This is a genomic window from Methylosinus sp. H3A, from assembly GCF_015709455.1.
GTDB lineage: Bacteria > Pseudomonadota > Alphaproteobacteria > Rhizobiales > Beijerinckiaceae > Methylosinus.
Map to the genome: position 1 here is coordinate 3088748 of NZ_JADNQW010000005.1, position 26253 is coordinate 3115000.

A 26253-nucleotide genomic window follows, 5' to 3' on the forward strand; every position below is an offset into this window, starting at 1 on the left:
GCAAAAAAAATCCGAGCGGACAGGCGCCGGGCCCCGACGCCTGTCCGCTCAATCGTCTCGCAGCACTTCGACCTTTTCGTATAGGCCGGGAGAAACGACGCGCTCCGGTTTGAGCGTGAGCTTTATTTTCTGTGTGCGGCTCGACTCGATCTTGCCGCTCGCGCCGACTGACGCTTCCGCGCCGAAGATGTGAAAGCCGATCTTGCCGTCGCCGCCGGCCGAACGCTGGGCGACGACTTGAAACTCCATTTCGATCGGACCGAGCTCGAAGCGAATTTCTTCGCCCGATGCGTCCTCGGCCGCGCTGATGATCTCGGCGCGCAGCGATTGCAGCGCCTCTTTCAAGGGAATCGTATCCGCCATAGAAGCCTCGCGAACTGGTCAACTCGATCGAATGCAATGAGGCCCATTATAGCAGCTCGGTCTCCGCCCGAAAGAAGAAAGCACAGGCGCTCGCAGGGTAATCTTTGGCGCCCGAGCGACGGCTCGCTTTCAGATCGAGAGCGCGTAAGCGAAGAAGGTGATCCACAGCGCCGGACAAATTGGTCATTGTCTCGATCCTTTTGTCATGGTTGCGAAGGCGGCCGGCGCGCGGGCGCCGGCCTATGGTCACGCGGCGTCGACGAGAACGATCTCGCTGTCCTCCAGCGCAATGACGCGCAGGATGTCGACATCGCTGATGGCCGCGCCGTCGCGCGCGTTCACACGCACATCGCCGATCTGCACGGCGCCGCTCGCCGGCACGAGATAGGCTTTGCGCGCGCGGCCGAGCGCATATTCCGCCGTCTCGCCGGCTTTGAGCGTCGCGCCGACGACACGCGCATCTGTGCGGATCGGCAGCGCGTCACTGTCATTGTCAAATCCTGAGGCGAGCGTGACGAAGCGTCCCGATCTCTCGCCCTTGGGGAAGGGGCGAGAGCCCCAGCCGGGCGCGCCGCCGCGCGTGGTCGGCAGGATCCAGATCTGAAAGATCCGCGTCGTCTCACTCTCGAGATTATACTCGGAATGCGCGACGCCCGAGCCAGCGCTCATCACCTGCACATCGCCGGCTTCGGTGCGGCCCTTGTTGCCGAGGCTGTCCTGATGCGTGATCGCGCCCTCGCGGACATAGGTGACGATCTCCATGTCGCGATGCGGATGCGTGGGAAAGCCCGTGTGAGGCGCGATCGTGTCGTCGTTCCAGACGCGCAGATTGCCCCAATGCATCCGCTCGGGATCGTGATAGTCGGCGAATGAGAAATGATGCTTGGCGTCGAGCCAGCCGTGATCGGCGCCGCCGAGGCTGTCGAAAGGTCTCAGTTCGATCATCTGCAATCTCCTGTCGCGTGATCGGTCGCTGTCGATGGAGACGGATTTAAGGGTTGCAGGCTATTCTGTTAAGTCGGATAATTTTGGTCGAACTATTCGAGAAAGTTGAAAAGTGAGCAATCCGGGGACGCCCAGCTTCGACCAGCTGACGATTTTCCTGGCCGTCGTCGAGGCCGGGAGCTTCGCCGGGGCGGCGCGGCGGCTGAACCGCGCCGTATCGGTGATCAGCTATGGAATCGTCAATCTCGAGACGCAGCTGGGCATAGAGCTGTTCGAGCGCGAGGGCACGCGCAAGCCGCGGCTCACTGTGGCGGGGCGCGCGCTGCTGGCGGAGGCGCGGGCGATCTCGCGCGGCGTCGAGGATTTGCGCGCCAAGGTGAAGGGCCTGCTCGACGGGCTGGAGGCGGAGGTCGATCTCGCCGTCGATGTGATGTTGCCGACGGAGCGGGTCGGGATCGTGCTGCGAGAATTCGCGCAGCAATTCCCAACGGTGCAGCTGCGGCTTCACATGGAGGCGCTGGGCGCGATCACGGCCATGGTGCAGGGCGGCGCGGCGATGATCGGGGTTTCGGGTCCGCTCGCGCTCGGCGTAGAGGGCATAGAGAGCGTAGCGGCCGGATCGGTGGCCTTGGCGCCTGTCGCGGCTCCCGATCATCCTCTGGGGCGCATGGCGCGCATTCCGCGGGGGGCCGCGCGCGAGCATACGCAGCTCGTGCTGACCGATCGCTCGCGCTTCACCGAGGGGCGCGATTTCTCGGTGATCAGCCCGCGCAGCTGGCGGCTCGCCGATCTCGGAGCCAAGCACGCTCTACTGCGCGAGGGCGTCGGCTGGGGCAATATGCCTTTGCATATGGTCGCGAGCGATCTGGCGTCGGGCGCGCTGGTGCGGCTCGCCATGCCGGATCATCCGGGCGGACTCTATCGCTTTTCGTGCATTTGGCGGCGTGACGCCCCGCCGGGGCCAGCGGCCTCCTGGCTGCTCGATCGCTTCGTCGCGCTCGGCGCCGCCGATTTGCCGGTCGATGGGCTGAGCGACGTCTGATCACACACGGGAAGTTGGCGCGCCGGACAGGACAAAGATGCGAACACTTATATCGTTGATATTATAATTTAAATTATCAATCCACCTAACTCCATCTCGAAACCAGAAACGGCTCGAGGGAGGCCCCAGCGTCGACCGCGCATATGGCGGCAATGCGCTCTATGGCCTGTTGGGATTCAAGATTCCCATTTTTAGCTTGGCGTGATTCAAGCTTTGGATGAATCGCTTCGTATTGACGGACGCCCAATGGGCGAAGATTGAGCCGCGTTGCCTCGGCAAGGCCAGTGATCCCGGCCGCAGCGGCAGGGACAACCGCCTCTTCGTGGAGGCAGTGTTGTGGATCGCGCGCACAGGAAGTCCCTGGCGCGATCTGCCAGCGCTTTTCGGCAACTGGAGCACTGCATACACGCGTTTTCGCGACTGGGTGAAGGCGGATGTCTGGCAGCGAATGTTCGACGCTGTCTCTGATGAGCCCGACATGGAATATGTCATGGTCGATGCGACGATCGTGAAGGTCCATCGCCACGGTCAGGGCGCAAAAGGGGGACTTCGAGCCAGGCCATAGGCAAATCCCGAGGCGGCGTGACCACGAAAATTCTGGCGCTCACCGATGCGCTCGGCAATCTCGTGCGCTTTCGTCTGATGCCGGGGCAGCGTTTCGACGCCGTCGATGTGCCGCCGTTGATCGAAGGATTGTCTTTCGCGGCGCTGATCGCCGACAAGGCCTTCGACAGCAACGCCAGCCGCCGCCGTGATAAGCTCACGGTGAATCCCAACAGGCCCTAGGTCAGAATTCGCAGGCATGTGCGGCAGAGCGCTCAAGCCGCCCCAGCTAGGGATTTTTGCTGTGGTTTCAGATGGTTGGTGGAATGCTCGGAGGGGTGGGAGGACTTTGAGCCGAATGGCGCGGGCTGGTTGGTCGCTATCAGATTCTACTTGCTACGGTGATGGCCATTCGATGCGGTCGAGTAACGGCAACTTCATGGATTGGATCAGTTCATTAAGCCTCACTATATCTACCACGCGCGGCTTCTTCTTCGTCGCATATTTTTTACCCGTGCCGGCCTCCGCGTGCCCCATGAGCTGGTTCTTCTCATCCTGGGTGGCGCCGGCCGCTGACAGCGCGTCGCGGAAATTATGCCTCAGCGAGTAGAGGGCTTTCAGCGGGTCTTTGATCGACAGCTCGTTACGAAGGCGATCGCTCCAGAACGAGGAAAACATGTTCGAGACGGAGGTGACGCTCGCCTTCTGCTCGGCGGCCGCCCACAAGGTCTTCCATCCCTTTTGGCGAGCATTCTCGACGAGCGTCATGAAGCCGCCTTTCAGCAGTTCTTTTCGCACCGGCACATAGCGCTTCCGCGCATGGGCCTTGATGGATCGACCGCCTGCATTCGAGACTTCGAAGCAGATGATCTCCGGGTGGTCTGGATGGGGGACGACCGTGTCGGGCCCGAGCTGAATGATCTCGGACGAGATGAGGCCGCTGGTGAGCGAAACGACAGGTATCCAGAACTCCAGCTCGCCGCCGGCCTTGGGGTTTTCGGAGCGGGCGCCTTTCCGAAACACGTCCTGGCCGAAGACGAGGTCGAGCTCCGCTTTATCGAAGGGCTCGCGCTCATTCGTGCCTGCGGGGATCTCGATATAGATGCCGTCGGTGATGGCCGTATCGATCCAGCCGGCTCTTTGCGCCGTGGCGAGCAGCGTCGTGATTTGGCCGACGCGTTTGTTGACGGTCGGCGTCTTCAGGCCCGTCGTGATGCGCGTGATTGGATGTATTTGATTTTATTGGTGGGCCGGGTAGGACTCGAACCTACAACCAGACCGTTATGAGCGGCCGGCTCTAACCATTGAGCTACCGGCCCAGCCGCCGTTTCGGCCGGGATCACCGTTCCTATAGCGGATTCGCGCCGCGCCGCAACGTCAGATCGAAAATTGGGCGCCGGTGGATTTTCGCGCGACGAAATCCCTTGCGATGGGATAAGTTGCCGCGCCCGCCGGACGCGCACGGCGCCGGAGCCGGGCCAGCGCATCGGAGCGGCGATGACCTATTGTTGTGGCATTCTGGTTCGTGGCGGCCTCGTCATGATTGCCGACACCCGCACCAATGCGGGGCTCGACAATATCTCGACCTTCCGTAAGCTCCACATTTTCGAGCAGCCGGGCCGATGCGTGATGATGCTCGCCACGGCCGGCAATCTCTCCGTCACCCAGGGGGCGGTCACTCTGCTCTCCGAAGGTCTCGAAAATCCCGAGACCCATGAGGTCGAGCGGCTCGTCGATGCGCCGGGAATGCTGCAGGCCGCGCAACTCGTCGGCCGCGCGGTGCGCCGTTCGCACGCCATCGCTGGGGAGGGGGCCGAGGATTCGGGCGTCAGCTTCGACGTTTCGCTGCTGTTCGGCGGGCAGATCGGCTCCGGCCGGCTGCGCCTCTTCATGGTCTATACGGCCGGAAACTTCATCGAATGCACGCAGGACACGCCCTATCTGCAGATCGGCGAGCATAAATACGGCAAGCCGATCCTCGATCGCGCCGTCTCCTTCGACACCGATGTGCTCGACGCGCTCAAGATCGGGCTCATCTCCATGGATTCGACGATTCGCTCCAATCTTTCCGTCGGCCTTCCCGTCGATATTGCGCTCTTGCGCCGTGACGCGCTGCGCACAGAGGTCTCGACGCGCATCGACGGCTCCGATCCTTACTTTCGCGATCTGCGCGAGAGCTGGTCGCGGGCGCTGCGGGCCGCGCATATCGCGATTCCCACGCCGCCCTATGGCGGGGCGCCATGACGCGCGAGGAGGACGGCGCAGCGCGGCTCGCGCCGGCCGGCGAGGAGGCGATCGAAAAGGGCGCGCGCATTTTGCGTGAAGGCGGGCTCGTCGCTTTTCCGACCGAGACGGTCTATGGGCTCGGCGCCGACGCGACCTCGGCGGAGGCGGTCGCGAAAATCTTTTCCGCCAAGGGCCGGCCGAGCTTCAATCCGCTCATCACCCATGTCGCCGATCTCGGTGCGGCGCGGCGGGAGGCGGAGTTGCCGCCGGCGGCGTTGCGGCTGGCGGACGCCTTCTGGCCGGGGCCGTTGACTTTGGTGGCGCCGCGGGCCGCGGGCGGCTCGGTTTGCGACCTCGCCCGCGCCGGCCTCGCCAGCGTGGCCTTGCGGGCGCCCTCGGCGCCGGTGGCTCGGGCGCTGATTCTGGCGGCGGGGCGGCCGATCGCGGCGCCTTCCGCCAATCGCTCCGGCCATGTCAGCCCTGTCACGGCGGCGCATGTGCTGGACGATCTCGGCGAGAGCGTCGATCTCGTCATAGACGGCGGGCGGGCGGAACGGGGCGTCGAATCGACGATCGTCTCCTTTCTCGACGAAAAGCCCCGGCTATTGCGGCCGGGCGCTTTGGCGCGGGAGGCGCTCGAGGAGGTTTTGGGCGCGCCGCTCGAGGGCGAGGGCGGGGAGGCGACGATCGTCGCGCCGGGAATGACCGCCTCCCACTATGCGCCGCGCGCGCGGCTGCGGCTGGACGCCTCCGCGCTGCGCGAGGGGGAGGCGGGGCTCGACTTCGGCGGCCGCCTCGGCGCGAGCGAAGGGCCGCGGCCGGCGCTGGATTTATCGCCCAACGCCAATCTCGAGGAGGCGGCGGCCAATCTCTTCCTCTATCTCCGCCGATTGGACGCGCTCGGCGCGACCGCGGTCGCCGTCGCGCCGATCCCCTCGCGTGGGCTCGGCGAGACGATCAATGATCGGCTTCGGCGCGCTGCGGCGCCCAAGTGATCAGGCGGCGATACAAGTGATCAGGCGGCGATAGCGGCGACGCCGTCGCAGAGGCGGAAATCCGCCGTCGCCGGCTCCGGCAGATGACGCCAAGGCGCGCATTCATAGCCGCGCGCGGCCAAGCCGCCGTCGCGGGCGGCGGTCATCTCGACGACGAGCCGCGTCGTGTGATTGAGCACGGGCGGAACCGCCCAGGCGAAAGACGCGGCGCCGGCCGGCGTTCCCCGCATCAGCGCGCGGCGGGCTTCGTTATTCTCCGGGCCCATGCGCCCGCGCCAGCCGGAGCGCGGATCCTGCCAATCATTGGCGACGATGACCGGTCCGCGCAGAACCTCGGCGTCGCGCTCCGTCCTTTCGATCAGCGCGATCTCCTGCGGCCGCGTCCCCGTGAGGGTGAACAGCGCCGGCCGCGCCAGCGGCTCGCGCGCGAGCAGGGCGACCGCTTCCTCGAAAGTCGCGCAAGTCTCGAAAGCGTAGCGCAGCAGATGATCGGGCGGCCAGCCAGTCTCATTTTTCAGCGCATTGGTCAGATTGAGCGCGAAATCATAGGGAAAGCCGGCGGCGCCGTCGGTGCGGCGGCGCATCGGCGCCTGGTTGATGACAGCCGAGAAGCGGCCCGGAGCCATGGCCGTCAGCACGCCGACCGCGCCGGGCCAGGTCACATTGTAGAAGCCCCCCGCCGGTCCGGCTGCCCAGGCGATCTCGACGCCGCGGCCGAGGCCGCGAAAGGGCCAGTCGAGCGAGCGACGGATCGTCGGCGCGCCGAGCGGATCGACGAAGGCTTGGGTGGTGCAGGCGAAGAGATAGGACATATTGAGCGTCGCCGCGCCATGAAACCCCAATATCTCGGCGATGCGCTCCAGATCTTCGAAATAGCGGGACGCCGATTTCCGCAGCCAGGCTCGCGCCAGACGGTCGACCGGCGCGAGGCAGACGTGGCCCCAGCGCGGCATAGGCGCGAGGCAGGCGTCGCGCAACGCCAAGGCGGCGGCGACGCGCGCCGTCGCATGGGCGATCGGTCCGCCTTCACGCACATCGAGCAGGGGAATCTGCCGCATTCCGAATGTCCTCCGATGTCATCCAATCGAAACAATTCTCACACGCGACTGTCATAATATAGGGCGTCCTACGCATTTCGCCGTTGCGGCGCGGCGCGGCGCTTCGCATGGAGGGCGTGAGGCGTGCGAGGAGCGCAGCCGTCTGGGGTGAGCGCGTGACGGGAGGACGGGAGAATCGCGAGACCAGGAAAATCGCGAAGCCCTGAGAAAGGTTCAGATTTTGGAAAACCGCAGGCGGCGCTGCGGCGAAGGCTGGCGTCGTCAGCCGAGCTTCGTCGCCACCAGCGGCGAATAGCGGCTCGAATTCGCATTCATCGATCGCACGCCGGCGGATGCGTTCCAGAAGGTCTCGCGGGTCGACTTGCCGTCCACCGGGCTCCAGTCGAGGACCAGCCGATAGGGCGGCTCCACGCGATAACGGCCTCGATTATTCGGGCGCGCCGGCCCTGGCGCGCCGGCGGCCGGCCTGGACTTGACGTAATTGACGTCGCCTCTCGGGCCGAACCAGTAATAATAGTAGTTGCCGTCCCAGACCTGCCACCACCCATAGAGCCAGGACAGAGCAGGATCGACGCAAGCGCGGGATTCGGAGATATAGACTTCGATGTCGATCCAGCCGAGCAGATTGGCGGGGCAATAGGCTCCGACGCCGGTCAGGCGTTTGATGACGTCACAGCCGAGCTTCGGCCCGCCCTGGCCGCCCGCCGTGCGCAGGAGCTTCGCGCCGTCATAGCCGCTGCAGACATCGACGTGAAACGAAGCGTGCCTCAATATGTCGCCATATTGCGGTCGATTGTCGGATGTGGAGGGAATCCAGGCCTCGGGCCGTCCTGCTCCCGTCGCTATGCCTTGCAGATCGAAACCGCCGAGAAAAGTCTTCGACCCCAATTGGGCGCCGTACCAGCCGGTGAATCCGTTGCAGCCCGTCATGATGCCGCCCCGCGCCCAATTGTCGGTGAGCGCCTTGTGCGTCAGCCCGGTCATCTGCGTATATTTCGAGGCGGTGGCCCCGTTCGATGTGATGATCTGACCTTCCGGCAAGGCCCGGTCTAAAATCTCACGCGCCTTGTCGCGAATATCCGACATGGTCTCGTCTCCTTCGACGACAGGCGAAACGAGCCGAAAAGGCCCGAAAGCGCGTCGGCCATTCATCGACGATTCACCGACGATCTACGAAAAGGACAATGGCCGAGCAAAGGCTATATGGCTCGGGCGTCGGCGACAAGCTCTCCAGAGAGGCGCCGACTCGCTCGGGTCGCGCGTTTGTGCTCTAAGTTTCGCCCCTCGGATCGGCGATCGAGCGTCTCGCTCGTCCCGAGGACGGGGGCGGAGCCGCGGCCGGCCCTGTGACGTCGTCGTTTCTTCTGAGGCAGTCCCGAATGTCACGTTCGAAAGTCGTCGAGGCGATCGAGGCGCTGCGAGCGCATGCCGAGCAGCTGCGCTCCTTGCGCACGGTCGATCTCTTCGCCGCCGACCCCGATCGATTTGCGCGTTTTTCCGTCCCTCTGGATGATTTCCTGTTCGATTTCTCCAAGCATCGCATCGACGGCGAGACGCTGCGTCTGCTCGTCGAGCTCGCTCGCGCCGCCGATCTCGAGGGCGCGCGCGCGGCGCTCTTCGCCGGCGCGCCGATCAATCTCACCGAGCGCCGCGCCGCCGCCCATTGGGCGTTGCGCGATCTCTCGGATCGGCCGCTCATCGTCGGCGGCGAGAATGTGCGCGGCGCGGTCGAAGCGGAGCGACGGAAGGTCTACGCCTTCGCGCGAGCGGTGCGCTCGGGCGAGCTGCGCGGCGCGCGTGGCGAGCCCTTCACCGATATCGTCAATATCGGCATAGGCGGCTCCGATCTCGGCCCGGCGATGGCTGCGCGCGCGCTCGCGCCCTTCGCGAAAGAGGGGCCGCGCGCGCATTTCGTCTCCAATCTCGACGGCGCCGATATAGGCGACACGCTCGCCGGCCTCGATCCGGCGCGCAGTTTGTTCGTCGTGTCGTCGAAGACCTTCACCACGCAGGAGACGATGGCCAACGCCGCGAGCGCGCGCGCCTTCATCGTCGAGGCGCTGGGCGAGGCGGCTGTGGCCGCGCATTTCGCCGCCGTGTCGACTCGGCTCGACAAGGTCGCCGAATTCGGCGTCGATCCGTCGCGCGTCTTCGGCTTTTGGGACTGGGTCGGCGGACGTTATTCGATCTGGTCGGCGATCGGCCTTTCGCTCATCATCGCCATCGGCCCGGAAAATTTCACCGAATTTTTGCGTGGCGGCGCCGATATGGACGCGCATTTCCAGAGCGCGCCGCTCGCGCGTAATATTCCGGCGCTGATGGGACTCATCGGCGTGTTCCATCGCGACGTCGAGGGCAGGGCGGCTCAGGCCGTGATCCCCTACGATCAACGCCTCGCGCGTTTCCCGGCCTATCTGCAGCAGCTCGACATGGAGTCGAACGGAAAGTCGGTGACGAAGGACGGCGGCGTCGCGGAATTTGCGACCGGGCCGATCGTTTTCGGCGAGCCGGGAACCAATGGCCAGCACGCTTTTTTCCAATTGCTGCATCAGGGAACCGACGTCACGCCGATCGATTTCCTCATCGCCGCCGAGCCGACCGACGCGAACGCGCATCACCATGCGTTGCTCTTCGCCAATTGTCTCGCGCAGAGCGAAGCTTTTATGCGCGGGCGCACGCTCACGGAGGCGAAGGCGCTGCTCGCCGCGCAGGGCCTCGACGCCGCGCGCGTGGAGGAGCTCGCGCCGCACAAGGTCTTTTCGGGCGATCGGCCGAGCAGCGTGCTGCTCTACCGTCGGCTCGATCCGCGCACGCTCGGCCGGCTCGTCGCGCTCTATGAGCACAAGGTCTTCGTGCAATCGGTGATCTGGGACATCAACCCTTTCGACCAATGGGGCGTGGAGCTCGGCAAGGAGCTCGCCAATCGCCTAGCGCCCATCGTCGAGAGTCGAGACGCGCCGCTGGGCGGGCTCGACGGCTCGACGGCGGGGCTGATCTGTTGGCGGCGGGAGAGGGGAGGCTGAAGAGCGAGCCTGAAGGCCGGCTTCAGCGATCAGCGAACAGGAACGGGCAAGCGTTCGCGCATTTTCGCGCGCAATGGATGGCCGCTTCGCCCGTGACGTAGATTTGGCTGGTCGGGCTCTCGGACAATTCGACGTCGTAGAGCGGCGCCTCGTCGCAAACGAGGGGCGGCGTGAATCTCGATTCGCGGCTCGTCTCGATCGCGCGGCGATTCGACCTCGTCGCGACAGCGAGCGCGCCCTGCGATTCAACGACATGCGCTTCTTCGAGCGCCAGAGCCTTCACGAATCGTCCAGACGGCCGGCGCACGAAAATGCGCGAGAGATCGCGCGGATCATAGCGCACCTTGAGGCGACTGCGCCCCGCCGCGAGATCGTCGGCGAGCGCGCGCGACCAATAGAGGCGGCCGCGCAGCCATAGGCCGTCCTCGTCCAGCGCGCCTTCGTCGTCCGGCAGCAGCGACATGCGGAAATTCACGCAATCGAGCGGCATGCGCAGCGCGTCCGCCCGCACATTCTTGCGCCAGAGCGTGAGCGGCGCGCGGCCGAGATCGCTGTGCTTGCGGCAATGATAGACGCCGGCGATCTCTGCGCCGATCCAGCTCTCGAGCTCGCTCAGTGTGAGACGTTGCGCATGCGGGCCGACATAGAGGTCGCGCTCGGCGCGTTCCATTGGGCCGACATCGGTGACGAGCGGAATGCAGCCGAGGCGATTGCCGATCAGCTCCTCTATATGCGCGCCGTAGCGAGCGCCCGCGGGCTCGCTCCAGATCGTCTCTATCCCCACCTCGCGGCAGGCGCGCACGAAGGCGCGCCGCCCGAAGAAGCTGTTGGAGTCGACATGGATCGCCTCGGGCAGCCCGGCGACCGGCCAATCGAAATCGACGCCGCGCTCGGCGAGCCAGCGCGATTTGTCGCAAACGGAGTGGAGAACGCAAAGGCTCGCCGAAAGACGCGTGGGCGGCGCGAGCGAGAGAGAAAAACCCGTCGCCATGCGCGTGAGCGCGTCGACGCCGAGCGTGATCCAGGGCCGGCCGATCTCTCGGCCGGTCTCGTCGTCGACGATCATCACATCGACTTTCGCGTGATCGATCTGAACGGCCTCGAGCGGCCGTGTGGCCTCTGATCTCTTCCGCACCTTGCTCGCCGCTGTTTCGCCTATTCGGATTCGCTGCGTCGCCGCGTCCGCGTCTGTATGTCGATATCGTGGACGCGCGCCTTGATCGTCCGCCAGTTCGGCGCCGGTAGACGCTCCTTCAGGCAGCGCTTGGCGATCTCGCGCACGAGCTGGCTGAATTTTGGCCGCGACGGCTGCAGATAGTAGGTCTCGATCGCGTCACGAATGAGCGTCTCGCGCGCCGAATCGAGCACGCGCGCGCCCTTGGGGCGGCCGACTGGACGCGTCATCGGCGCGGTGACTGCGCCGCAGCTGCGGAAGGTCTTGATCATCCGATAGGCAGTGGCGCGGCTGACGCCGAGGTCGTTCGTCAATTTTCGGATGACCTCTTGCGACAAGCGTTCGCCTTCGCGTGTGAGAACCTCGCGAATGACTTCCTCGCGATGACGGCTCTCGTCCGGGCGCCGGCTGCGTCGCTCGCGTCGGTCGCCGATCGACGTCGCGAGCTTGCGTTCGGGCGCCGGGGCCAGGCGGGGATGGTCGGGGTCGAGAACATTTCCGCTCATTTCCAGGCGTTCCTCGTGCAGACTGAACCTCCGCATCGCGCGCTTCGCGATCTCGTCGCCGCGCGTCTCCGCGAGGCACTTTTTCTCATGATTACAAAACCGAAGACAATGTTCGATTTTGCACAGCCTGTACACCGCCGCGCGGCCGAGCCTGGCCGCTGGAGCGGCCGGGGGCCGCGTCCCCCTTCGGTCCGCGCCGGGAAAACCCCAGGAAACCACAGGTTTCGGCGATGTTTCACGGAATTGGAATAGTTCAAAATAGCAAGAGTGACGGTCGATATTCGAATAGATGCAGTCTTGCTACATAATGTCGCAGCGTAGAGTTTCGCCGACGCAGTGGAGCGCATGACCGTACGTAGTCGTTCTCTGAAGGTGCGGGAGCGGCGGCGCAGGCGCCGGGCGAGCCCGGGCCGCTCGCGCGGATCCCGGGCTCGCGGGCGATGTGCGAGACGAGAAGGTCAGAGATTGAGCGCTCTGTTCACCGTCGGAATGAAGATCGCGAAGACGAAGATCGTGACGAGAATCCACAGCACGACCCATTTGAGTTCTTCGACTTTGTGAAGCATTCGAGGTCTCTCCTCCCTTTTTTGAATTGGGCGACGCCGCATCTCGAGGCGGCGCGCGTTCTTCTCTTGAGCCAAGACGCAGCGAGTCACAACAAGCATAGGCCGGCGTCACGATGTCGCAGTACTTATAAAAGCAAACAATCTCATATTTTAATAGTTGGTATCATTCAAAAATACAGCTGCAAATGCCTGCATATCGGGGCGTGTCTCATTTTTTATAATATAAAAATATCATGTTATCGTGCAGTGTAAGTATTAAATGCAGTATATGCAGCATAATGTCGCATATGTATTCTTTATGATCAATTGACAAGCGCTGAGCGCCGCATGATAGGTTCGGACACTGCAAGGAGCTTTCGGGCTCTACTGCAAAGAGGCGCGGCGTGGAAACAATCCCGCGACCGGCCTCGCGCGCCGAACGTCGCGCGCGGCGCCGACACTCGGCAGATCGAGGCCGGGAGGCGAACCGCGCAGCGGGGAGACGAAACGTCATCCGGAACGGCGGGAGACCGTTTTCGAACGGATGACTTCAAGAGGAGGAACTCGACAATGAGTCTGACGACAGAGAAAGCGTCCGGAGCCGTCCGGGCGGCGGAGAACGACACGATCGTCAATTACTGGCCCGCCTATTGGACCATGATTTGCCTTTTCGTGTTCTATGTCTGCATCCGCATCTATGAACAATACTTCGGCTGGAAAGCGGGCCTCGATTCTTTCGCGCCCGAGTTCCAGACCTATTGGCTCAATCTGATGTGGACCGAGCTGCCGCTCGAATTCATCGCCTTTTGCGGCATCGGCGGCTATCTCTGGAAGACCCGCGACCGCAACATCGACAATGTCGCGCCGCGTGAGGAGATGCGCCGTCTGCTGACGCTGATCGGCTGGCTCGCGATCTACGCTTTCACCGTCTATTGGGGCGCTTCCTACTTCACCGAGCAGGACGGCACCTGGCATCAGACGGTCATTCGCGACACCGACTTCACGCCGAGCCATATTCTGGAGTTCTACCTCAGCTATCCGATCTACATCATCGCCGGCTGGGGCGCCTTCATGTATGCGCGCACGCGCATTCCGCAGTTCGCGAAGAAAATCTCGCTGCCCTTCCTGCTGTTCTTCGCGGGCCCCTTCATGATCTTCCCGAACATCGGCCTCAACGAGTGGGGCCACACCTTCTGGTTCATGGAAGAGCTGTTCACCGCGCCGCTGCATTGGGGCTTCGTGTTCTTCGGCTGGTTTGCGCTCGCCGTCTTCGGCACCGCCTGCCAGGTGCTCGACCGCGTGATCGAGCTCTCCAAGGAATATGAGAAGGACGCGCTCTCTCTCTGATCCTTCGCGCGACAAGCGCATTCTCTTCCTCCTCGAGCGATCGCGCCTCGCGCGCGGTCGCGACGGGGGCGGGGCAAGCAAAAGCAACGACCGGCGCCTCTGCGCCGGGGAGGCGACAATCTCAAGGAGCAAAAGCAAAATGTCCATTTCCACCGAGGCCGGCGCGCCCGCCGGCAAGACCTGGAAATCGAAGGAGGAGTTCCTCGGCTGCGTGATGCTGACCGACTGGATTCTCCTCGTCGTGCTATTCGCCGTGGTGCTGGGATCCTTCCACATCCACTATATGCTGCTCGCCGGCGACTGGGACTTCTGGATCGACTTCAAAGATCGCCGCATGTGGCCCACCGTGGCGCCCATCGTCGCCATGTGCTTCGCCGCGGCGGTGCAATCCTTCCTGTGGCAGAAGTTCCGGCTGCCGATCGGCGCGACCGTCGCGACGCTCGCTCTGCTCGTCGGCGAATGGATCAATCGCTACGACAATTTCTGGGGCTGGACCTTCTTCCCGATCAATCTGGTCTTCCCCTCGGCGCTCATCCCCATGGGCTTCTGGCTCGATGTGGTGCTGATGCTGTCGGGAAGCTGGCTGGTGACGGCGCTGGTCGGCTCCATGGGCTGGGGACTGTTGTTCTATCCGATCAACTGGCCGGTGCTCGCGCAATTTCATCAGTCCACCGAGATCGACGGCGTGCTGCTGACGCTCGCCGATTTGATCGGCTTCAACTACGTCCGCACGGGCACGCCGGAATATATCCGCATGGTCGAGCGCGGCACGCTGCGCACCTTCGGCAAGGACGTCGTGCCGGTGGCGGCCTTCTTCTCCGCCTTCATCTCCATGCTGATCTACTTCCTGTGGTGGAAGATCGGCACCTGGTTCTCGAACACCAAATACATCGAGGCCGACGACATCTGATCGCGCGCTTCGCGAGCGCGAGGCGGACCCCGTGTCGAGCGGCCCGCTTCGCCGAGACCTCAATTCACGACGAAATCCAAGAGGCTCGTCTGTCTTCAGCATGACGGCGCGGCCGAGAAAACAACGAAAAGGGAGACCGATCGAAATGATGAACAAGCTCCTCGCGACACTGGCGGGATGCGTGAGGCCACGGGCGCTGCGCGCCTTGGCCTTCGGCCTCGCCGCGGCGATCGCCGCCACGACTCTGCCGGCGGCGACGCCCGCATCGGCGCATGGCGAACGCTCGCAGCAGGCCTTCCTGCGCATGCGCACGCTGAATTGGTACGATGTGAAATGGTCGAAGACCGAGGTCAACGTCAACGAAGAGATGGTGCTCTCGGGCAAGGTGCATGTGTTCTCCGGCTGGCCGCAGGCCGTCGCCAAGCCGGATGTCGCCTTTCTGAACGTCGGCGAGCCGGGGCCGGTGCTCATTCGCAAGGGCGCTTATGTCGGCGATGTGCCGGCGCCGCGGTCCTTCTCGCTGCAGGTCGGCAAGGACTATGAGTACAAGCTCGTGCTCAAGGCGCGCCGGCAAGGGCGCTTCCACGTCCATGTGCAGATCAACGTCGAAGGCGGCGGACCCATCGTCGGCCCCGGCGAGTGGATCACCATCAAGGGCGACATGGCGAACTTCACCAATCCGGTGACTCTGCTCGACGGCTCGACGATCGATCTCGAGACCTTTGGCATCACCTGGACCTACATCTACCATTTCGCATGGATGGCGGCCGCTGCGGTCTGGATCCTCTATTGGTTCATGACCAAGGGCATTATCGTGCGCTATTGGTGGGTGAAGGCCGGCAAGGCCAATGAGCTCATCACCAATCGCGAGAAGAGAATCGGCGGTCTGTGGCTGGCGGCCAGCATGCTGGCGGTGCTGTTCGGCTACGCCTGGGCCAATAACGCCTATCCGCGCACGCTGCCGATGCAGGCGGGTCTCCTGAAGGGCATCGATCCGATCGCTCTGCCGGCGGCCACGGTGACGGCGCAGTTCAAGGGCGGTTCCTATACGGTTCCCGGCCGCGAATTGTCGGTCAAGCTGCGGGTGACGAACAACGGAGCCGAGCCGGTGAAAATCGGCGAGTTCACCACCGCGGGCCTGCGCTTCCTCAACCCTGCGGTGTTCACCACGCGGCCGCAATTCCCCGAATATCTGCTCGCCGATCGGGGCCTCTCGGTCAGCGACGAGTCGCCGATCGCGCCCGGCGAGACGCGCGACCTGACGGTCATCGTCCAGGACGCCCGTTTCGACATCGAGCGCCTGTCGGACCTCGCCTATGACACGGACAGCCAGTTCGGCGGTCTGCTGTTCTTCTTCAGCCCCTCGGGAAATCGCACGGGCGTCGAGATCGGCGGCCCGGTGATCCCGCGCTTCGCGGCCGGAGCCACGCTCTGAGCGCAATAGAGCTTCACGCGGTTCTCTTCACTCTTCTCCGCGTGTTGGTGTGAAACTTCCTCCCCCGCCCGGTTCGTCCGGGCGGGCTTTTTTTTGCCCGAGGATCGGGGGGCGGGGCAGGGCGATCGGGTGAAGGTTTCCTCATCCTGAGGAGCCGCGAAGCGGCGTCTCGAAGGACGAGGAAACCTTCGTGCGCGGCCATCTGGAGCTCCCCCTCGTGCTTCGAGACGGCTCCTGCGGAGCCTCCTCGGCATGAGGGGGAGGATTATTGTCTTTCATCCGATCGTTCTGGGAGGCGGGGCACGGCGCTTGCGTGCGGAGAGCGCATCCCGGCCTCCGCCGGGACGGTGAGCATTTTGCAGGGTCGCGATGCACGAGCACGAGCAGGCCGGGGACGTCCGCGCCGTTCCGGCGCAATTATTGGATCGCGGCTTTCGGCTGCTGGCGCTGCGAGAGTTTCGCGCGACCGATCAGCCGCCGGCTTTGGCTTTGATTCAGCAGAATATTTTGCGCGATGTGCATCGCGTTCATCGCCATGGCGTCTCCTTCGGATGCACCTTTCTGCCCGAGATCATGCAATGGCTGATCGAGCTGCTCGGCCGTCCCTCGCTGCATCCGCCGGATTATCCGGCGAGCCCCGCCTATCGCAACCCGGCCTGGCCGTCCTTTCATTGGCGCCAGGAGAGCCGGCTGTGGGACGAGGGCGTCGAGACAGTGGAGTGGCATGTCGATGTGATCTTCGCCGATTCCGCGTCTTTCGACGCTTTCGTGGCGCGCTGGCGAGATCGTCTGACCGAAGGCGGCGCGCCGAGCGACGCCGGAGAAGGGTCGAAGGCCGCGCTCTGACGAGCGCCCTCGGCTTTCGGACGCGGGCTACTAGGAACAAATTCAGCCCGCGCGGGCGCGCCCCGAAGCCTCGCGGCGCGGGAGGGAAGGGCGGTTCGGGACGCTCCGGCCCCTTCGGCCGGTGCGCGAAAATTCTATCCGGGGCCGGAGCGTCCCGAAACGCGGTTGTCGTTCTCGTCGACATCCCGAGGCGTCGTCTGGCCCGCGAATCCTGGGGTTTCCCATTCAAGACGCGATCGAGCCTCACGGCCTGGGATCACGAACGGTTCTTGTTTCTCCCTATGGACGGGAGAAGAACGCCGTCCGGCGACGCGCTGCCTGTCCATGGACGGGGGTCGCCATCCCGGATGGAGCCGCCCCCCGCCCGCGCTCCCTGACCCGAGAAACGCGCCCTTCATGGGCGGAGGTGGGAGGGATATAGGAATATTTTCAGGACGTGTCAAGGGACGCTGTTCGGGTGGGCGGGGTTTTGGGTTATGGCCCGAAGCGGACCTCCCGATCTATGGGCCTTGGTAAGGATGTGGAAAAGCTTTATCAGGCTGCTGCTAATCTAACGGTCTTGATAGAACCGCGGTAACATATCCTCATTGAGCTGGGTCGAAATCGGACGGGGAGGCCGAGTTGGAGGCGGTTGTACGATCGGAACAGGATATATTCAATGACTTGGCGACTTTATGCGTCAGCGCCGGGTACGCTCACGCGATCGCCTATTTTTGCTTCCGCGACCATGTAGTCGGCTATAGCGACGCCCTCGAAGGGGCGGATTACGCAAAGCTATTTTCCTTCGAACGCCTGATCCGCACTGAGATATCAACCCTCATCGGGCTAATGGTTCGCGCGCCACGCGATTTAACGACGCCAGATATCAAAACGCTCGAAAGCTATATCGCACGTACCGAAACCCTTCTACGGGAGCTGCACGACGCTCTCAACGAGCCGGTCAAAACTGAATTGCAAAAAGCATTTGCAGACCCCGACAGAAACAATGAATTTAATCCATTCGCCAATGCGGCGGCCCTGCGTGAGCCAATATTTTACGGTGCCGAGTCTGCATACAGCTTTCAGTACAGAGACCTGTCTGTCGAAAAGTATGCGCGCGACAAAGAGTGGCTGAGAAAGCAGAAGGGTTTTACGCCGGAGGATGCACGGCGCGTCGTTGCTGCTCTTTGTGAGTTCTTGAATGACAAACTGCTTGAGACGTTGAAGGGCATGAAGGGGCTCCCGCTGGAAAAATGGAGCGTCCTTAATGGCTTTCAGTTCACCGTTACTGACATCACTGCTAAATCAGGCCTGCCTGAAGCCACGGTAAAGGCCGCCATCGATGCTTTCACGTGTCCGGAAGACGGTAACTCCGCGTTCACGTCACTCAATGACTTCAATGCAGCCAACGCTTTCCCTATCCTGAAGGTGGACGGCGACAACCACATCCTGCTTCTTTACGTAAGCCTGACAGAAGCCCTGTACGAAACGCCGTTCTATTGGATGAATGGCGATAAGGCCTACGCTGCAGCAGCGATGACGAATCGCGGTGTGTTCACCGAGGAATTCTGCGCTGCGCGCCTCGAACGCGTGTTTGGCCCCAACAGGACTTTCCGCAACGTCGATATCTGGGAGAACAGTGCACGCAAGAAAAAGCTCGGCGAGATTGATGCGTTGGTATTGATCGGCGACCGCGCCGTCGTTGTTCAGGCCAAGTCGAAGAAGCTCACGTTGGCAGCACGCAAGGGCAATGATCTCCAGCTACAGAGCGATTTTAAGGCCGCCGTTCAGGATGCATGCGACCAAGCGATCACATGCAGCAAATACTTACTAACCGGAGCATCTGTACTTGCTGATAGCTCTGGTAAAGAGATAAATCCTACATATACTTTGAAGACGGCTCATCCTGTCTGTGTCGTTTCTGATCACTATCCAGCATTAACCTTCCAGGCTCAACAATTGCTGACATTCAATCCGACTGACAAAATAAAGCAACCGCTGGTATGCGACGTATTCTTTATAGATGTTGTCACAGAGTTCTTGGAAACACCGCTTCGCCTTCTGAGTTACCTAGAATTGCGAGCGCGAGCTGCCAGCAACATTAGTCTTTCTCACGAAATCGTCGCTCTCGGGTATCACCTTCGCCAGAATCTTTGGCTTGGGGACTATAATTTTATGGCGTTAGACGACGACATTTCTGTCGACGTAGACATTGCAATGGCAGCTCGGCGCGACGGAGTTAATGGCGAAAAAAACCCTCGCGGGATACTGACGTACTTCAAGGGTACAGCCATTGGTCGGATCATTGAGGACATCGAAAAGCGCTCGGAACCTGGAGCAATCGCGGCCGGCCTCGAACTACTTAAACTCAGCGGCAAGAGCGCAAATGACCTCAGCCGGATGGTCGAAAAAATAACCGTTGATGCTACAAGAGAAGGCAAACCCCATGATGCGACGATGGCCATCGGCGAAGCGGGCAGTGGGGTCACAGTACATTGCAACGCGTTGCCTGAAAAGGTTGCGGGTCCAAAGTTAAAACGTCACTGCGAATTGAGGAAATACGGCACCAGGGCAAATATTTGGTTCGGCCTTGCCATCAGGCCGTTGGACGGTGCAGTTCGCTTTGGTCTGACGCTTGATTACCCTTGGAAGCAGCAAGCGGACTTCGATGCTGCGGTTGCAAAGATGCCTGCGCCAACGCCGATAAAGGCTATCAGAAAAATTCTGAATGGAAAAAGGCAAGAAAAGACCGGGCGCAACGATCCTTGTCCTTGTAGAAGCGGCCTCAAATACAAGAATTGTCATCTACCGAAAGGTGGCTTCCACTAAGAATTAATTCGGTGCTCTATGTGCAGATGCGGAGGAAGGCCTGTAGTACGTGCAGCCTCTCGTCCAAGGAATCCCATGTGATGCAATCTATTTTGGCGAGGAGCTGATGATAGTTCAAAGGGTTTAGAAGTCTGCTACTGGCGCGACTTTCCCTTTCGGGGAAGGTCGACGAGGAAGCATGGACCCGATCCAGCTCGTTAATTCCTGTTCGGCCGTGTCATGCCCGCGCTCGTCGCGGGCATCCACGCCGGGACATTGCGACGCGTGGGGAAAAGACGCGGCGTTGTTCCGCCCATTCTTTGAGTTCTCCTCGCTCGTCGCGGCGTGGATGGCCGCGACGAGCGCGGCCATGACGCTGGGAGTCCTGGGGCAGGGGCTCGCGGCCGCCCGTGCTCGCGGCCTCCCGCGCTTTCGCCCGCCCACGGCATTTGTGACGCGGCGGCGCGCGTTGTATATGCCGATGCCGCGCGGGCCATGGGAAACGGCGCCGCGGCCGGAGATCGAGCCAGATTGCACACCGACGCCGAACATTCCCCCTCGCCGCTCAGCGCCCTGCGCGCGAGCGGGCTCTCCGGACGCTGCCGCCCGCCCGGCGATAAATCCGTCTCGCATCGCTCGCTGATCCTGGGGACGCTGGCGGTGGGCGAGACGCGCGTCGAGGGGCTGCTGGAGGGCGACGACGTGCTGCGCACCGGCGAGGCCTGCCGCAAGCTCGGCGCGCGTGTCGAACGGCTCGGGCCGGGTAGCTGGAGCGTGCGCGGGCCGGGCCTCGGCTCGCTGCTGGAGCCGCGCGAGACGCTGGATTTCGGCAATGCCGGCACCGGCTCGCGGCTGATGATGGGCGTCGTCGGCGGCCATCCGATCAAAGCGCGCTTCGATGGCGACGCCTCGCTGCGCAAGCGGCCGATGCGCCGCATTCTCGATCCGCTGGTCCTGCAGGGCGCCCGCGTGCTGGAGCAGGCGGAGGGCGGGCGCTGCCCCATTCTGCTGCAGGGAACCGCCGAGCCTCTGCCGATCGAATATAAGACGCCGGTGGCCTCGGCGCAGATCAAATCCGCCGTGCTGCTGGCCGGGCTCAACTCGCCGGGCCGCACTGTGGTCATCGAGAACGAGGCCTCGCGCGACCATACGGAAAAAATGCTGATCCATTTCGGCGCCCGCGTCGTCAGCGAGCCTTATGGCGAGCATGGGCGCAAGGTGACGCTGGAAGGAAGGCCCGAGCTGCGCCCGAGCCTGGTGCGCGTGCCGGCCGATCCGTCCTCCGCGGCCTTTCCCATTGTGGCGGCGCTGATCGCCGAGGGCTCGGAGATCGTGGTCGAAGGGGTGATGACCAATCCGCTGCGCTGCGGGCTCCTCACCACGCTCGCCGAGATGGGCGCGAGGATCGCGCTCGAGAACGTCCGAGAGGAGGGCGGCGAGGAGGTCGCCGATATTCGCGTCACCGCCTCGCGGCTCACCGGCGTGGATGTGCCGGCGGCGCGCGCGCCGTCGATGATCGACGAATATCCGATTTTGGCCGTGGCCGCCGCTTTCGCCGAGGGCGAGACGCGCATGCGCGGGCTCTCCGAGCTGCGGGTGAAGGAGTCCGATCGTCTCGAAGCGATCGCCGCGGGGCTGAAGGCCAATGGCGTCGATTGCGAGATCGTCGGCGACGATCTCATCGTGCGCGGCGGGGCTGGCCGCGTGAAAGGCGGGGGAAATGTCGAGACGCATCTCGACCATCGCATCGCGATGAGCTTTCTCGTCATGGGGCTCGGCGCCGACGCGCCTGCGGTGGTGGACGACGATCGCATGATCGCCACGAGCTTTCCGAATTTTCGCGCCCTGATGGAAGGGCTGGGGGCTCGCTTTGCCTGAACGGGGACTTGTCATCGCCATAGACGGGCCGGCGGCCTCGGGGAAGGGCACGCTGGCGCGCCGGCTCGCGGCGCATTTCGGCCTTCCGCATCTCGACACCGGCCTGCTCTATCGCGCCACCGCCTGCGCGCTGCTCGACGATGGGCGGCCGCTCGACGATATTCGCGCCGCTGTGGAGGCGGCGCGCGGCCTCGCGCTCTGCGATTTCGACGAGGCGCGGCTGCGCTCGCGCGAATTGGGCGAGGCCTCCTCCGTCGTCGCCGCCATTCCGCAGGTGCGCGCGGCGCTCATCGAGGCGCAGCGCAGCTTCGCCTCGCGCTCGGAAGGCGCGGTGCTGGACGGGCGCGACATAGGCACGGTGATCTGCCCCGACGCCGTGGTGAAGATTTTCGTCACCGCCAGCGCCGAGAAGCGCGCGCAGCGCCGCGCGCTGGAGCTCGCCTCGCGCGGCGAGCGCGTCGATTATGCGCATATTCTCGAGGACATACGCCGGCGCGACGAGCGTGACAGCGGCCGCAGCTCGGCGCCGTTGAAAATCGCCGATGACGCCACGCGGCTCGACACCACCGATCTCGACATAGAGGCGGCCTTCGCCGCCGCGCGCGACATTGTGCGGGAGAAGGCGGAGCTCGTCGGAAAGGTCGGCTGAGCGAGGCGGCGCAATGAGCGAGGACGCGAGAAAAATCTTTCGTTTCGCGCCGTCGCCCAATGGCTATCTCCATCTCGGCCACGCCTATTCGGCGTTGCTCGATTTCGATCTCGCGCAGCGCGAGGGCGGCCGCTTCCTGCTGCGCTTGGAGGATATCGACCAGGGGCGGGCGCGGCCGGAGTTCGAGGCGGCGATCTATGAGGATCTGGCCTGGCTCGGTCTTTCCTGGGAGGAGCCGGTCCGTCGCCAATCCGAGCATTTGGACGACTACGCCGCGGCGCTCGCAAAGCTCGACGCGCTCGGCCTGCTCTATCCTTGCGTGTGCTCGCGCGCCGATATCGCCCGCGCGAGCGAAGCACTCGCCGATCCGCCGCGCGATCTCGACGGCGCGCCGCTCTATCCTGGAACGTGCCGCGGCAAGAGGCTCGCGCGCGCCGGAGCCAATCTGCGGCTCGATATGGCGAAGGCCGCGGCGCTCGTCGGCGGCGAGGTCTCCTGGCGCGAGCATGGGAAGGAGATCGTCGCTTCGCCGCAGGAGTGGGGCGACGTCGTGCTGGCGCGCAAGGACATTGGGACGAGCTATCACATCGCCGTCACCATCGACGACGCCTTGCAGGGCGTGACCGATGTGGTGCGGGGCAGGGATCTCTATGAGGCGACGCGCCTCCATCGGCTGCTTCAGGAGCTGCTCGGATTGCCGGCGCCCGCCTATCGCCATCACGCGCTGGTGCTGGACGAGGACGGGCGCAAGCTCGCCAAGAGCCGGCTCTCCAAGCCTTTGCGGGAGTTGCGAGCGGAGGGCGCGACGCCGGCCGAGGTGCGGGCGATGCTCGGCCTGGCGTGAGGCGGGCGGGGCGGCCGCGCCGCTTGTCGCCCCAGATGAAATCAGGCATGTTTACTCGAGTTTAAATTTCCGCCTTTCCGCGAAGGAACATCCCATGAGGACATTGCTCGCCGTCCTGGCCGCTCTGGCGGCGACGACCTCCGTCGCCCGCGCCAATTATGGCTATTGCTTCACACATGGCCTCCTGGGCGGGACCAAGGTCGTGGTTCACGATCAGGTTCGCGAGGCCGATTTCTGGGACGGCGCCACGGTGAACGCCTATCGCGCGCGGCTCGAATCGGCGCATCGCTTCCACTTTGGCGCGCTGACCTGTCCGGGGTTCGAGACGGAAAAGGAGGCGCAGGAGAGCCTCGCCCTGCTGCGGCGTGTCTCGGTCGAGCAGGGATTCGCCGATTTTCCCTATCCGCCGCAGCCGGCGGTCGATTGAGGCTCAGCTCTCGTCCCGCGGGCCTTTGTCGGAGAGCAGCGCCGCGACCCAGCGGCTCGAGGGGAAGTGATCGCAGAGAGTCAGAAAGGCGATGGCGATCGGCACGCCGATGAAGGCGCCCGGCAAGCCCCAGAGAAAGGTCCATAGAAGGACGGAGAAGACGACGACAGTCGGCGACATTGCGAGCGCAGAACCCGAGAAGGCCGGCTCCAGCCCGCTGCCGATGACGAGCTGGACGAGGCCCAGCACGCCGAGAACGACGAGCGCCGTCTGCCCCGAGTCGAATTGCGCATAGGCGAAGAGCGCGGGAAGGAGCGTCGCCACGGCCGGGCCGATATAGGGTAGATAATTCAAGGCGAAGGTCAGCACGCCCCAGGCCGCCGGACGATCGAGGCCGATGGCCAGCGCGAAGAGAAAGACGAGCGCGCCGGTGGCCAGACTCGCCACAGTGCGAACCAGCATGTAGCGGCGCAGCTTGCCGGCGATGCGCGCGCCGGCGTGAAGAAGCGAGCGCGCCGTCTCCTCGCTGCGCGAGGCGGCGAGCTTCTTCTCGAATCCGGCCGCTTCGGCGAGGCCCATGATCACATAGATCAGCACCACCAGAGCGAAGCCGACGAATATGTTGATTCGCGTCGCAGCCGTTTGAATCAGCGCGAGAACCCAGGCCGCGTTGAAATGTTCCGTGACCAGGGAGGCGACGAAGATATCATGCGTCTCCAGCCATTTGGTCGCATTTTCGAAGGACGCCTTCACGCGGTCGACGTTACGGATGAACCAGTCGACGATCTCGCCGCCGCTCCAGACGATGAGCGACGACAGCGCGATCATGACGGCGAGCGCGACGACGATGCTGAGGAGCAGCGCGACCGGCCTCGGCGCTATCGACTGTAGCGCCTGCTGCAGCGGCCAGATCAGCGCGATGATGAACAGCGCGAAGACGACCGGCTCGAGCACCGCCTGGCCGAGCGAGAAGGCGGCGAGCATGACAAAGCCGATGACGATGACCGCCGCCGTATCGGCCGCTCTCTCCCCCATCGTCGTCCCCCCGATTTTCCGAGCCCTGGGCGCTCGTGAGGACAGGTAGAGCGGCGCCGTCCTTGGAAAACACCCTCGCGAAAACGCTTCGTGATTGTCGCAAGCGCGCCGAGCGCTAATTGCCAGCGAGCCTTTTCGGACGAATTGGAGACCACGCTCATGGACGACAAAGACGAAAATTTCTCGCGCCGCGCTTTCGCCGCGGGCCTGTTCGCCGCGCTCGTCGCTGCGCCGCTCGCCATGGTCGCGCCGTCGCAGGCCGAGGCCCAGGAGCGGCAGTTCGTGCGGCCGTCACATACGCCGCGCGTGCAGCGTCCGCGCAGCCATGTGCGGGGTCCGGCGACGCATCGGAGCCTGTTCCGCGCCCGCCGACGCATTCACATCCATTGACGCGCGCTTTGCGGGAACATGCTCTAGGGCAGGGGGTAGGAGATGAACGACTATAGCGTCGCGCCGGAGTTCGGAGAGCCTGCCGTCGCGGCGCGGGCGGGCGCCTGGCTGAAACGCAAAGCGCCCTATCTCGTCGTGCTCGCTCTGGCGATTTTCGGCGTCGCCTATACGAGCCTCGCCCAGCAGCCGCTCTTTGGATATTGGGAGTTTCTGGGCGTCGCGATCGGCGTCGCCTGCGTCGCCATCGGCTGGCGCCAGGCGCCCGACCGCAGCGCGCGTTTCGCGCTGGCGCGCACCCAGGCGTTGCATTGGGCGGCGTTTCTCGTCGCGATGAATATCGTGCTGTTGCCAAGCGTGAACAGCTTTCTCAACGCGCCGGCGACCGGGCTCGCTCTGCTGCTGCTGCTGGCGCTCGGCACTTTCGTGGCCGGGATTTACGTCTCATTCGACATCGCCGTGCTCGGCCTCGCCATGGCGGTCGCGGTGCCGGCCATCGCCTGGTTCAAGCAATCGGCGCTGTTCCTGATTCTGGCCGTGCTGGTCCTGGGCGCAGTCGTCGCCGCCTTTTGGCGGCGTGGCGGCGGCGACTGATCAGGCGTTGGTCGGTGAGAATTCAGCGGCCCTGCCGCGTGGCGACATGGGGATTATTGGGCGCCTTGGCCATCAGCTGATCGATACGGTCGCGCTCACGCTTGAAGTCTGCGAGCAGCTTGCCGTCGAATTCGCGCGTGCGCGCCAGCTTGACGCGCATCGGATCGACGAAATGGCCGTTGACCATTACCTCATAATGGAGATGCGGGCCCGTCGACAGGCCCGAGGAGCCCAAGAATCCGACGATCTGGCCCTGCTTGACGCGGATTCCATCGCGAATGCCGCGCGCGAAGCCGGACATGTGATTGTAGGAGGTCGAATAGCCGTTGGCGTGCTGGATCTCCACCCGGCGGCCATAGCCGCTGTGCCACCCGGATTCCACCACGACGCCATTGCCGGCCGCCAGAATGGGCGTGCCGATGGGCGCCGCCCAATCGACGCCCGTATGCATCTTGTAATAGCCGAGGATCGGATGGCGGCGCATGCCGAAGCCAGAGCGCGTCTCGCCCGCCGCGATCGGCTTGCGCACCAGGAATTTACGGCTCGACCGGCCGTTCTCGTCATAATAGTCGACGAGACTGTCGTCGACGGTCTGATAGCGATAATAGCGCAGCGTCTCGTTGCGCGTGGTGATGGAGGCGTAGAGCAGCGCCTCCCGCCCGGAGCCTTCCTCGTTCTCGTCATAGAGCACGTC

At 63.7% G+C, this 26253-nt stretch carries 24 protein-coding genes, 1 tRNA gene and 1 pseudogene (1 of these 26 running past the window's edge); 16 read left to right on the top strand and 10 right to left on the bottom strand.

Features of this window, described 5'->3' with window-relative positions; translation table 11 throughout:
- Positions 1–48: 48 nt before the first annotated feature.
- The gene (locus tag IY145_RS17280; RefSeq protein ID WP_196409349.1) at positions 49–363 is read right to left on the bottom strand and encodes a trypco2 family protein; all 315 of its coding nucleotides are present in this window, start codon (positions 361–363) and stop codon (positions 49–51) included.
- Between the two features lie 246 nt (positions 364–609).
- The gene (locus IY145_RS17285; RefSeq protein ID WP_196409350.1) at positions 610–1308 is read right to left on the bottom strand and encodes a pirin family protein; all 699 of its coding nucleotides are present in this window, start codon (positions 1306–1308) and stop codon (positions 610–612) included.
- 112 nt (positions 1309–1420) lie between these two features.
- Between IY145_RS17285 and IY145_RS17290 the strand changes: the two genes are divergently transcribed.
- Together IY145_RS17290 and IY145_RS17295 are read left to right on the top strand one after the other, a co-directional pair.
- Positions 1421–2350 carry a LysR family transcriptional regulator gene (locus IY145_RS17290; protein WP_196409351.1) on the top strand — a complete coding sequence of 310 codons (930 nt, stop codon included), beginning with the start codon at positions 1421–1423 and terminating at the stop codon, positions 2348–2350.
- A gap of 217 nt (positions 2351–2567) precedes the next feature.
- A pseudogene (locus IY145_RS17295) lies at positions 2568–3097 on the top strand (IS5 family transposase); the annotation flags it as partial.
- A 192-nt stretch (positions 3098–3289) separates the two neighbouring features.
- Here IY145_RS17295 and IY145_RS17305 read toward each other — a convergent pair.
- Together IY145_RS17305 and IY145_RS17310 are read right to left on the bottom strand one after the other, a co-directional pair.
- On the bottom strand, positions 3290–3916 hold the full coding sequence (locus IY145_RS17305; RefSeq protein WP_196409354.1) for a hypothetical protein: 627 nt from the start codon (positions 3914–3916) through the stop codon (positions 3290–3292).
- A 220-nt stretch (positions 3917–4136) separates the two neighbouring features.
- Positions 4137–4212: transfer RNA gene (locus tag IY145_RS17310), tRNA-Ile, on the bottom strand.
- Positions 4213–4390: 178 nt separating this feature from the next.
- Between IY145_RS17310 and IY145_RS17315 the strand changes: the two genes are divergently transcribed.
- Together IY145_RS17315 and IY145_RS17320 are read left to right on the top strand one after the other, a co-directional pair.
- Positions 4391–5137: a peptidase gene (locus tag IY145_RS17315; protein ID WP_196409355.1), complete on the top strand. Its 747-nt coding sequence runs from the start codon at positions 4391–4393 to the stop codon at positions 5135–5137.
- Positions 5134–6114 (top strand): L-threonylcarbamoyladenylate synthase, encoded by a 981-nt coding sequence (locus IY145_RS17320; RefSeq protein ID WP_196409356.1) that lies wholly within the window; start codon positions 5134–5136, stop codon positions 6112–6114. Before IY145_RS17315 ends, IY145_RS17320 begins: the two co-directional genes overlap by 4 nt.
- A gap of 20 nt (positions 6115–6134) precedes the next feature.
- Here the strand turns inward: IY145_RS17320 and IY145_RS17325 are convergent, their stop codons facing one another.
- Together IY145_RS17325 and IY145_RS17330 are read right to left on the bottom strand one after the other, a co-directional pair.
- Positions 6135–7172 (bottom strand): hypothetical protein, encoded by a 1038-nt coding sequence (locus tag IY145_RS17325; RefSeq protein ID WP_196409357.1) that lies wholly within the window; start codon positions 7170–7172, stop codon positions 6135–6137.
- Positions 7173–7433: 261 nt separating this feature from the next.
- Positions 7434–8258 (bottom strand): hypothetical protein, encoded by an 825-nt coding sequence (locus IY145_RS17330; protein WP_196409358.1) that lies wholly within the window; start codon positions 8256–8258, stop codon positions 7434–7436.
- A gap of 293 nt (positions 8259–8551) precedes the next feature.
- On the opposite strand from IY145_RS17330, the gene pgi reads away from it, so the two are divergent.
- Positions 8552–10195: a glucose-6-phosphate isomerase gene (gene pgi, locus IY145_RS17335; protein ID WP_196409359.1), complete on the top strand. Its 1644-nt coding sequence runs from the start codon at positions 8552–8554 to the stop codon at positions 10193–10195.
- A 22-nt stretch (positions 10196–10217) separates the two neighbouring features.
- On the opposite strand, the gene IY145_RS26330 is transcribed toward pgi, so the two are convergent.
- Together IY145_RS26330 and IY145_RS17345 are read right to left on the bottom strand one after the other, a co-directional pair.
- Complete coding sequence (locus tag IY145_RS26330) at positions 10218–11330, bottom strand: Mu transposase C-terminal domain-containing protein (RefSeq protein ID WP_196409360.1); 1113 nt, start codon at positions 11328–11330, stop codon at positions 10218–10220.
- Positions 11331–11350: 20 nt separating this feature from the next.
- Positions 11351–11875: a transposase gene (locus tag IY145_RS17345; protein ID WP_196409361.1), complete on the bottom strand. Its 525-nt coding sequence runs from the start codon at positions 11873–11875 to the stop codon at positions 11351–11353.
- Positions 11876–12990: 1115 nt separating this feature from the next.
- Here IY145_RS17345 and amoC point away from each other — a divergent pair.
- From amoC to IY145_RS17390, 9 genes are all read left to right on the top strand, one after another.
- Positions 12991–13767: a bacterial ammonia monooxygenase, subunit AmoC gene (gene amoC, locus IY145_RS17350; protein ID WP_196409362.1), complete on the top strand. Its 777-nt coding sequence runs from the start codon at positions 12991–12993 to the stop codon at positions 13765–13767.
- A gap of 139 nt (positions 13768–13906) precedes the next feature.
- Positions 13907–14677, top strand: coding sequence for a bacterial ammonia monooxygenase, subunit AmoA (gene amoA, locus IY145_RS17355; RefSeq protein WP_196409363.1), 771 nt, complete (start codon positions 13907–13909; stop codon positions 14675–14677).
- A gap of 148 nt (positions 14678–14825) precedes the next feature.
- Positions 14826–16112 carry a bacterial ammonia monooxygenase, subunit AmoB gene (gene amoB / locus IY145_RS17360; RefSeq protein ID WP_196410595.1) on the top strand — a complete coding sequence of 429 codons (1287 nt, stop codon included), beginning with the start codon at positions 14826–14828 and terminating at the stop codon, positions 16110–16112.
- Positions 16113–16481: 369 nt separating this feature from the next.
- Positions 16482–16958, top strand: coding sequence for a hypothetical protein (locus IY145_RS17365; protein ID WP_196409364.1), 477 nt, complete (start codon positions 16482–16484; stop codon positions 16956–16958).
- A 621-nt stretch (positions 16959–17579) separates the two neighbouring features.
- Positions 17580–19766, top strand: coding sequence for a YecA family protein (locus IY145_RS17370; RefSeq protein WP_196409365.1), 2187 nt, complete (start codon positions 17580–17582; stop codon positions 19764–19766).
- Positions 19767–20240: 474 nt separating this feature from the next.
- Positions 20241–21623 (top strand): 3-phosphoshikimate 1-carboxyvinyltransferase, encoded by a 1383-nt coding sequence (gene aroA, locus IY145_RS17375; RefSeq protein ID WP_196409366.1) that lies wholly within the window; start codon positions 20241–20243, stop codon positions 21621–21623.
- Complete coding sequence (cmk, locus tag IY145_RS17380; protein WP_196409367.1) at positions 21616–22272, top strand: (d)CMP kinase; 657 nt, start codon at positions 21616–21618, stop codon at positions 22270–22272. Before aroA ends, cmk begins: the two co-directional genes overlap by 8 nt.
- Before the next feature lie 13 nt (positions 22273–22285).
- Positions 22286–23116: a tRNA glutamyl-Q(34) synthetase GluQRS gene (gluQRS, locus tag IY145_RS17385; RefSeq protein WP_196409368.1), complete on the top strand. Its 831-nt coding sequence runs from the start codon at positions 22286–22288 to the stop codon at positions 23114–23116.
- 94 nt (positions 23117–23210) lie between these two features.
- Positions 23211–23543, top strand: a complete 333-nt coding sequence (locus IY145_RS17390; protein WP_196409369.1) for a hypothetical protein — start codon at positions 23211–23213, stop codon at positions 23541–23543.
- A 3-nt stretch (positions 23544–23546) separates the two neighbouring features.
- Here IY145_RS17390 and IY145_RS17395 read toward each other — a convergent pair whose 3' ends face one another.
- Positions 23547–24578 carry an AI-2E family transporter gene (locus tag IY145_RS17395; RefSeq protein ID WP_196409370.1) on the bottom strand — a complete coding sequence of 344 codons (1032 nt, stop codon included), beginning with the start codon at positions 24576–24578 and terminating at the stop codon, positions 23547–23549.
- Between the two features lie 159 nt (positions 24579–24737).
- Here IY145_RS17395 and IY145_RS17400 point away from each other — a divergent pair, with 159 nt between their 5' ends.
- Together IY145_RS17400 and IY145_RS17405 are read left to right on the top strand one after the other, a co-directional pair.
- A complete protein-coding gene (locus IY145_RS17400) occupies positions 24738–24968 on the top strand; it encodes a hypothetical protein (protein WP_196409371.1) in 231 nt (76 codons plus the stop codon).
- Positions 24969–25010: 42 nt separating this feature from the next.
- Positions 25011–25559 (top strand): hypothetical protein, encoded by a 549-nt coding sequence (locus IY145_RS17405; RefSeq protein WP_196409372.1) that lies wholly within the window; start codon positions 25011–25013, stop codon positions 25557–25559.
- A gap of 22 nt (positions 25560–25581) precedes the next feature.
- Here the strand turns inward: IY145_RS17405 and IY145_RS17410 are convergent, their stop codons facing one another.
- Positions 25582–26253 carry the end of a M23 family metallopeptidase gene (locus IY145_RS17410; RefSeq protein ID WP_196409373.1) on the bottom strand. 1362 nt of this gene lie beyond the right edge of the window, so 672 of the gene's 2034 nt are visible here — the last part of the coding sequence; its start codon lies beyond the right edge, outside the window; it ends in the stop codon at positions 25582–25584.

Excerpts from the sequence above, each read along its gene's own strand:
- IY145_RS17280 (WP_196409349.1), bottom strand. The coding sequence starts at position 363 with ATGGCGGATACGATTCCCTTGAAAGAGGCGCTGCAATCGCTGCGCGCC.
- IY145_RS17285 (WP_196409350.1), bottom strand. The coding sequence starts at position 1,308 with ATGATCGAACTGAGACCTTTCGACAGCCTCGGCGGCGCCGATCACGGC.
- IY145_RS17315 (WP_196409355.1), top strand. The coding sequence starts at position 4,391 with ATGACCTATTGTTGTGGCATTCTGGTTCGTGGCGGCCTCGTCATGATT.
- IY145_RS17320 (WP_196409356.1), top strand. The coding sequence starts at position 5,134 with ATGACGCGCGAGGAGGACGGCGCAGCGCGGCTCGCGCCGGCCGGCGAG.
- IY145_RS17325 (WP_196409357.1), bottom strand. The coding sequence starts at position 7,172 with ATGCGGCAGATTCCCCTGCTCGATGTGCGTGAAGGCGGACCGATCGCC.
- IY145_RS17330 (WP_196409358.1), bottom strand. The coding sequence starts at position 8,258 with ATGTCGGATATTCGCGACAAGGCGCGTGAGATTTTAGACCGGGCCTTG.
- pgi (WP_196409359.1), top strand. The coding sequence starts at position 8,552 with ATGTCACGTTCGAAAGTCGTCGAGGCGATCGAGGCGCTGCGAGCGCAT.
- IY145_RS17345 (WP_196409361.1), bottom strand. The coding sequence starts at position 11,875 with ATGAGCGGAAATGTTCTCGACCCCGACCATCCCCGCCTGGCCCCGGCG.
- amoC (WP_196409362.1), top strand. The coding sequence starts at position 12,991 with ATGAGTCTGACGACAGAGAAAGCGTCCGGAGCCGTCCGGGCGGCGGAG.
- amoA (WP_196409363.1), top strand. The coding sequence starts at position 13,907 with ATGTCCATTTCCACCGAGGCCGGCGCGCCCGCCGGCAAGACCTGGAAA.
- amoB (WP_196410595.1), top strand. The coding sequence starts at position 14,826 with ATGAACAAGCTCCTCGCGACACTGGCGGGATGCGTGAGGCCACGGGCG.
- IY145_RS17365 (WP_196409364.1), top strand. The coding sequence starts at position 16,482 with ATGCACGAGCACGAGCAGGCCGGGGACGTCCGCGCCGTTCCGGCGCAA.
- aroA (WP_196409366.1), top strand. The coding sequence starts at position 20,241 with ATGGGAAACGGCGCCGCGGCCGGAGATCGAGCCAGATTGCACACCGAC.
- gluQRS (WP_196409368.1), top strand. The coding sequence starts at position 22,286 with ATGAGCGAGGACGCGAGAAAAATCTTTCGTTTCGCGCCGTCGCCCAAT.
- IY145_RS17390 (WP_196409369.1), top strand. The coding sequence starts at position 23,211 with ATGAGGACATTGCTCGCCGTCCTGGCCGCTCTGGCGGCGACGACCTCC.
- IY145_RS17395 (WP_196409370.1), bottom strand. The coding sequence starts at position 24,578 with ATGGGGGAGAGAGCGGCCGATACGGCGGCGGTCATCGTCATCGGCTTT.
- IY145_RS17400 (WP_196409371.1), top strand. The coding sequence starts at position 24,738 with ATGGACGACAAAGACGAAAATTTCTCGCGCCGCGCTTTCGCCGCGGGC.
- IY145_RS17405 (WP_196409372.1), top strand. The coding sequence starts at position 25,011 with ATGAACGACTATAGCGTCGCGCCGGAGTTCGGAGAGCCTGCCGTCGCG.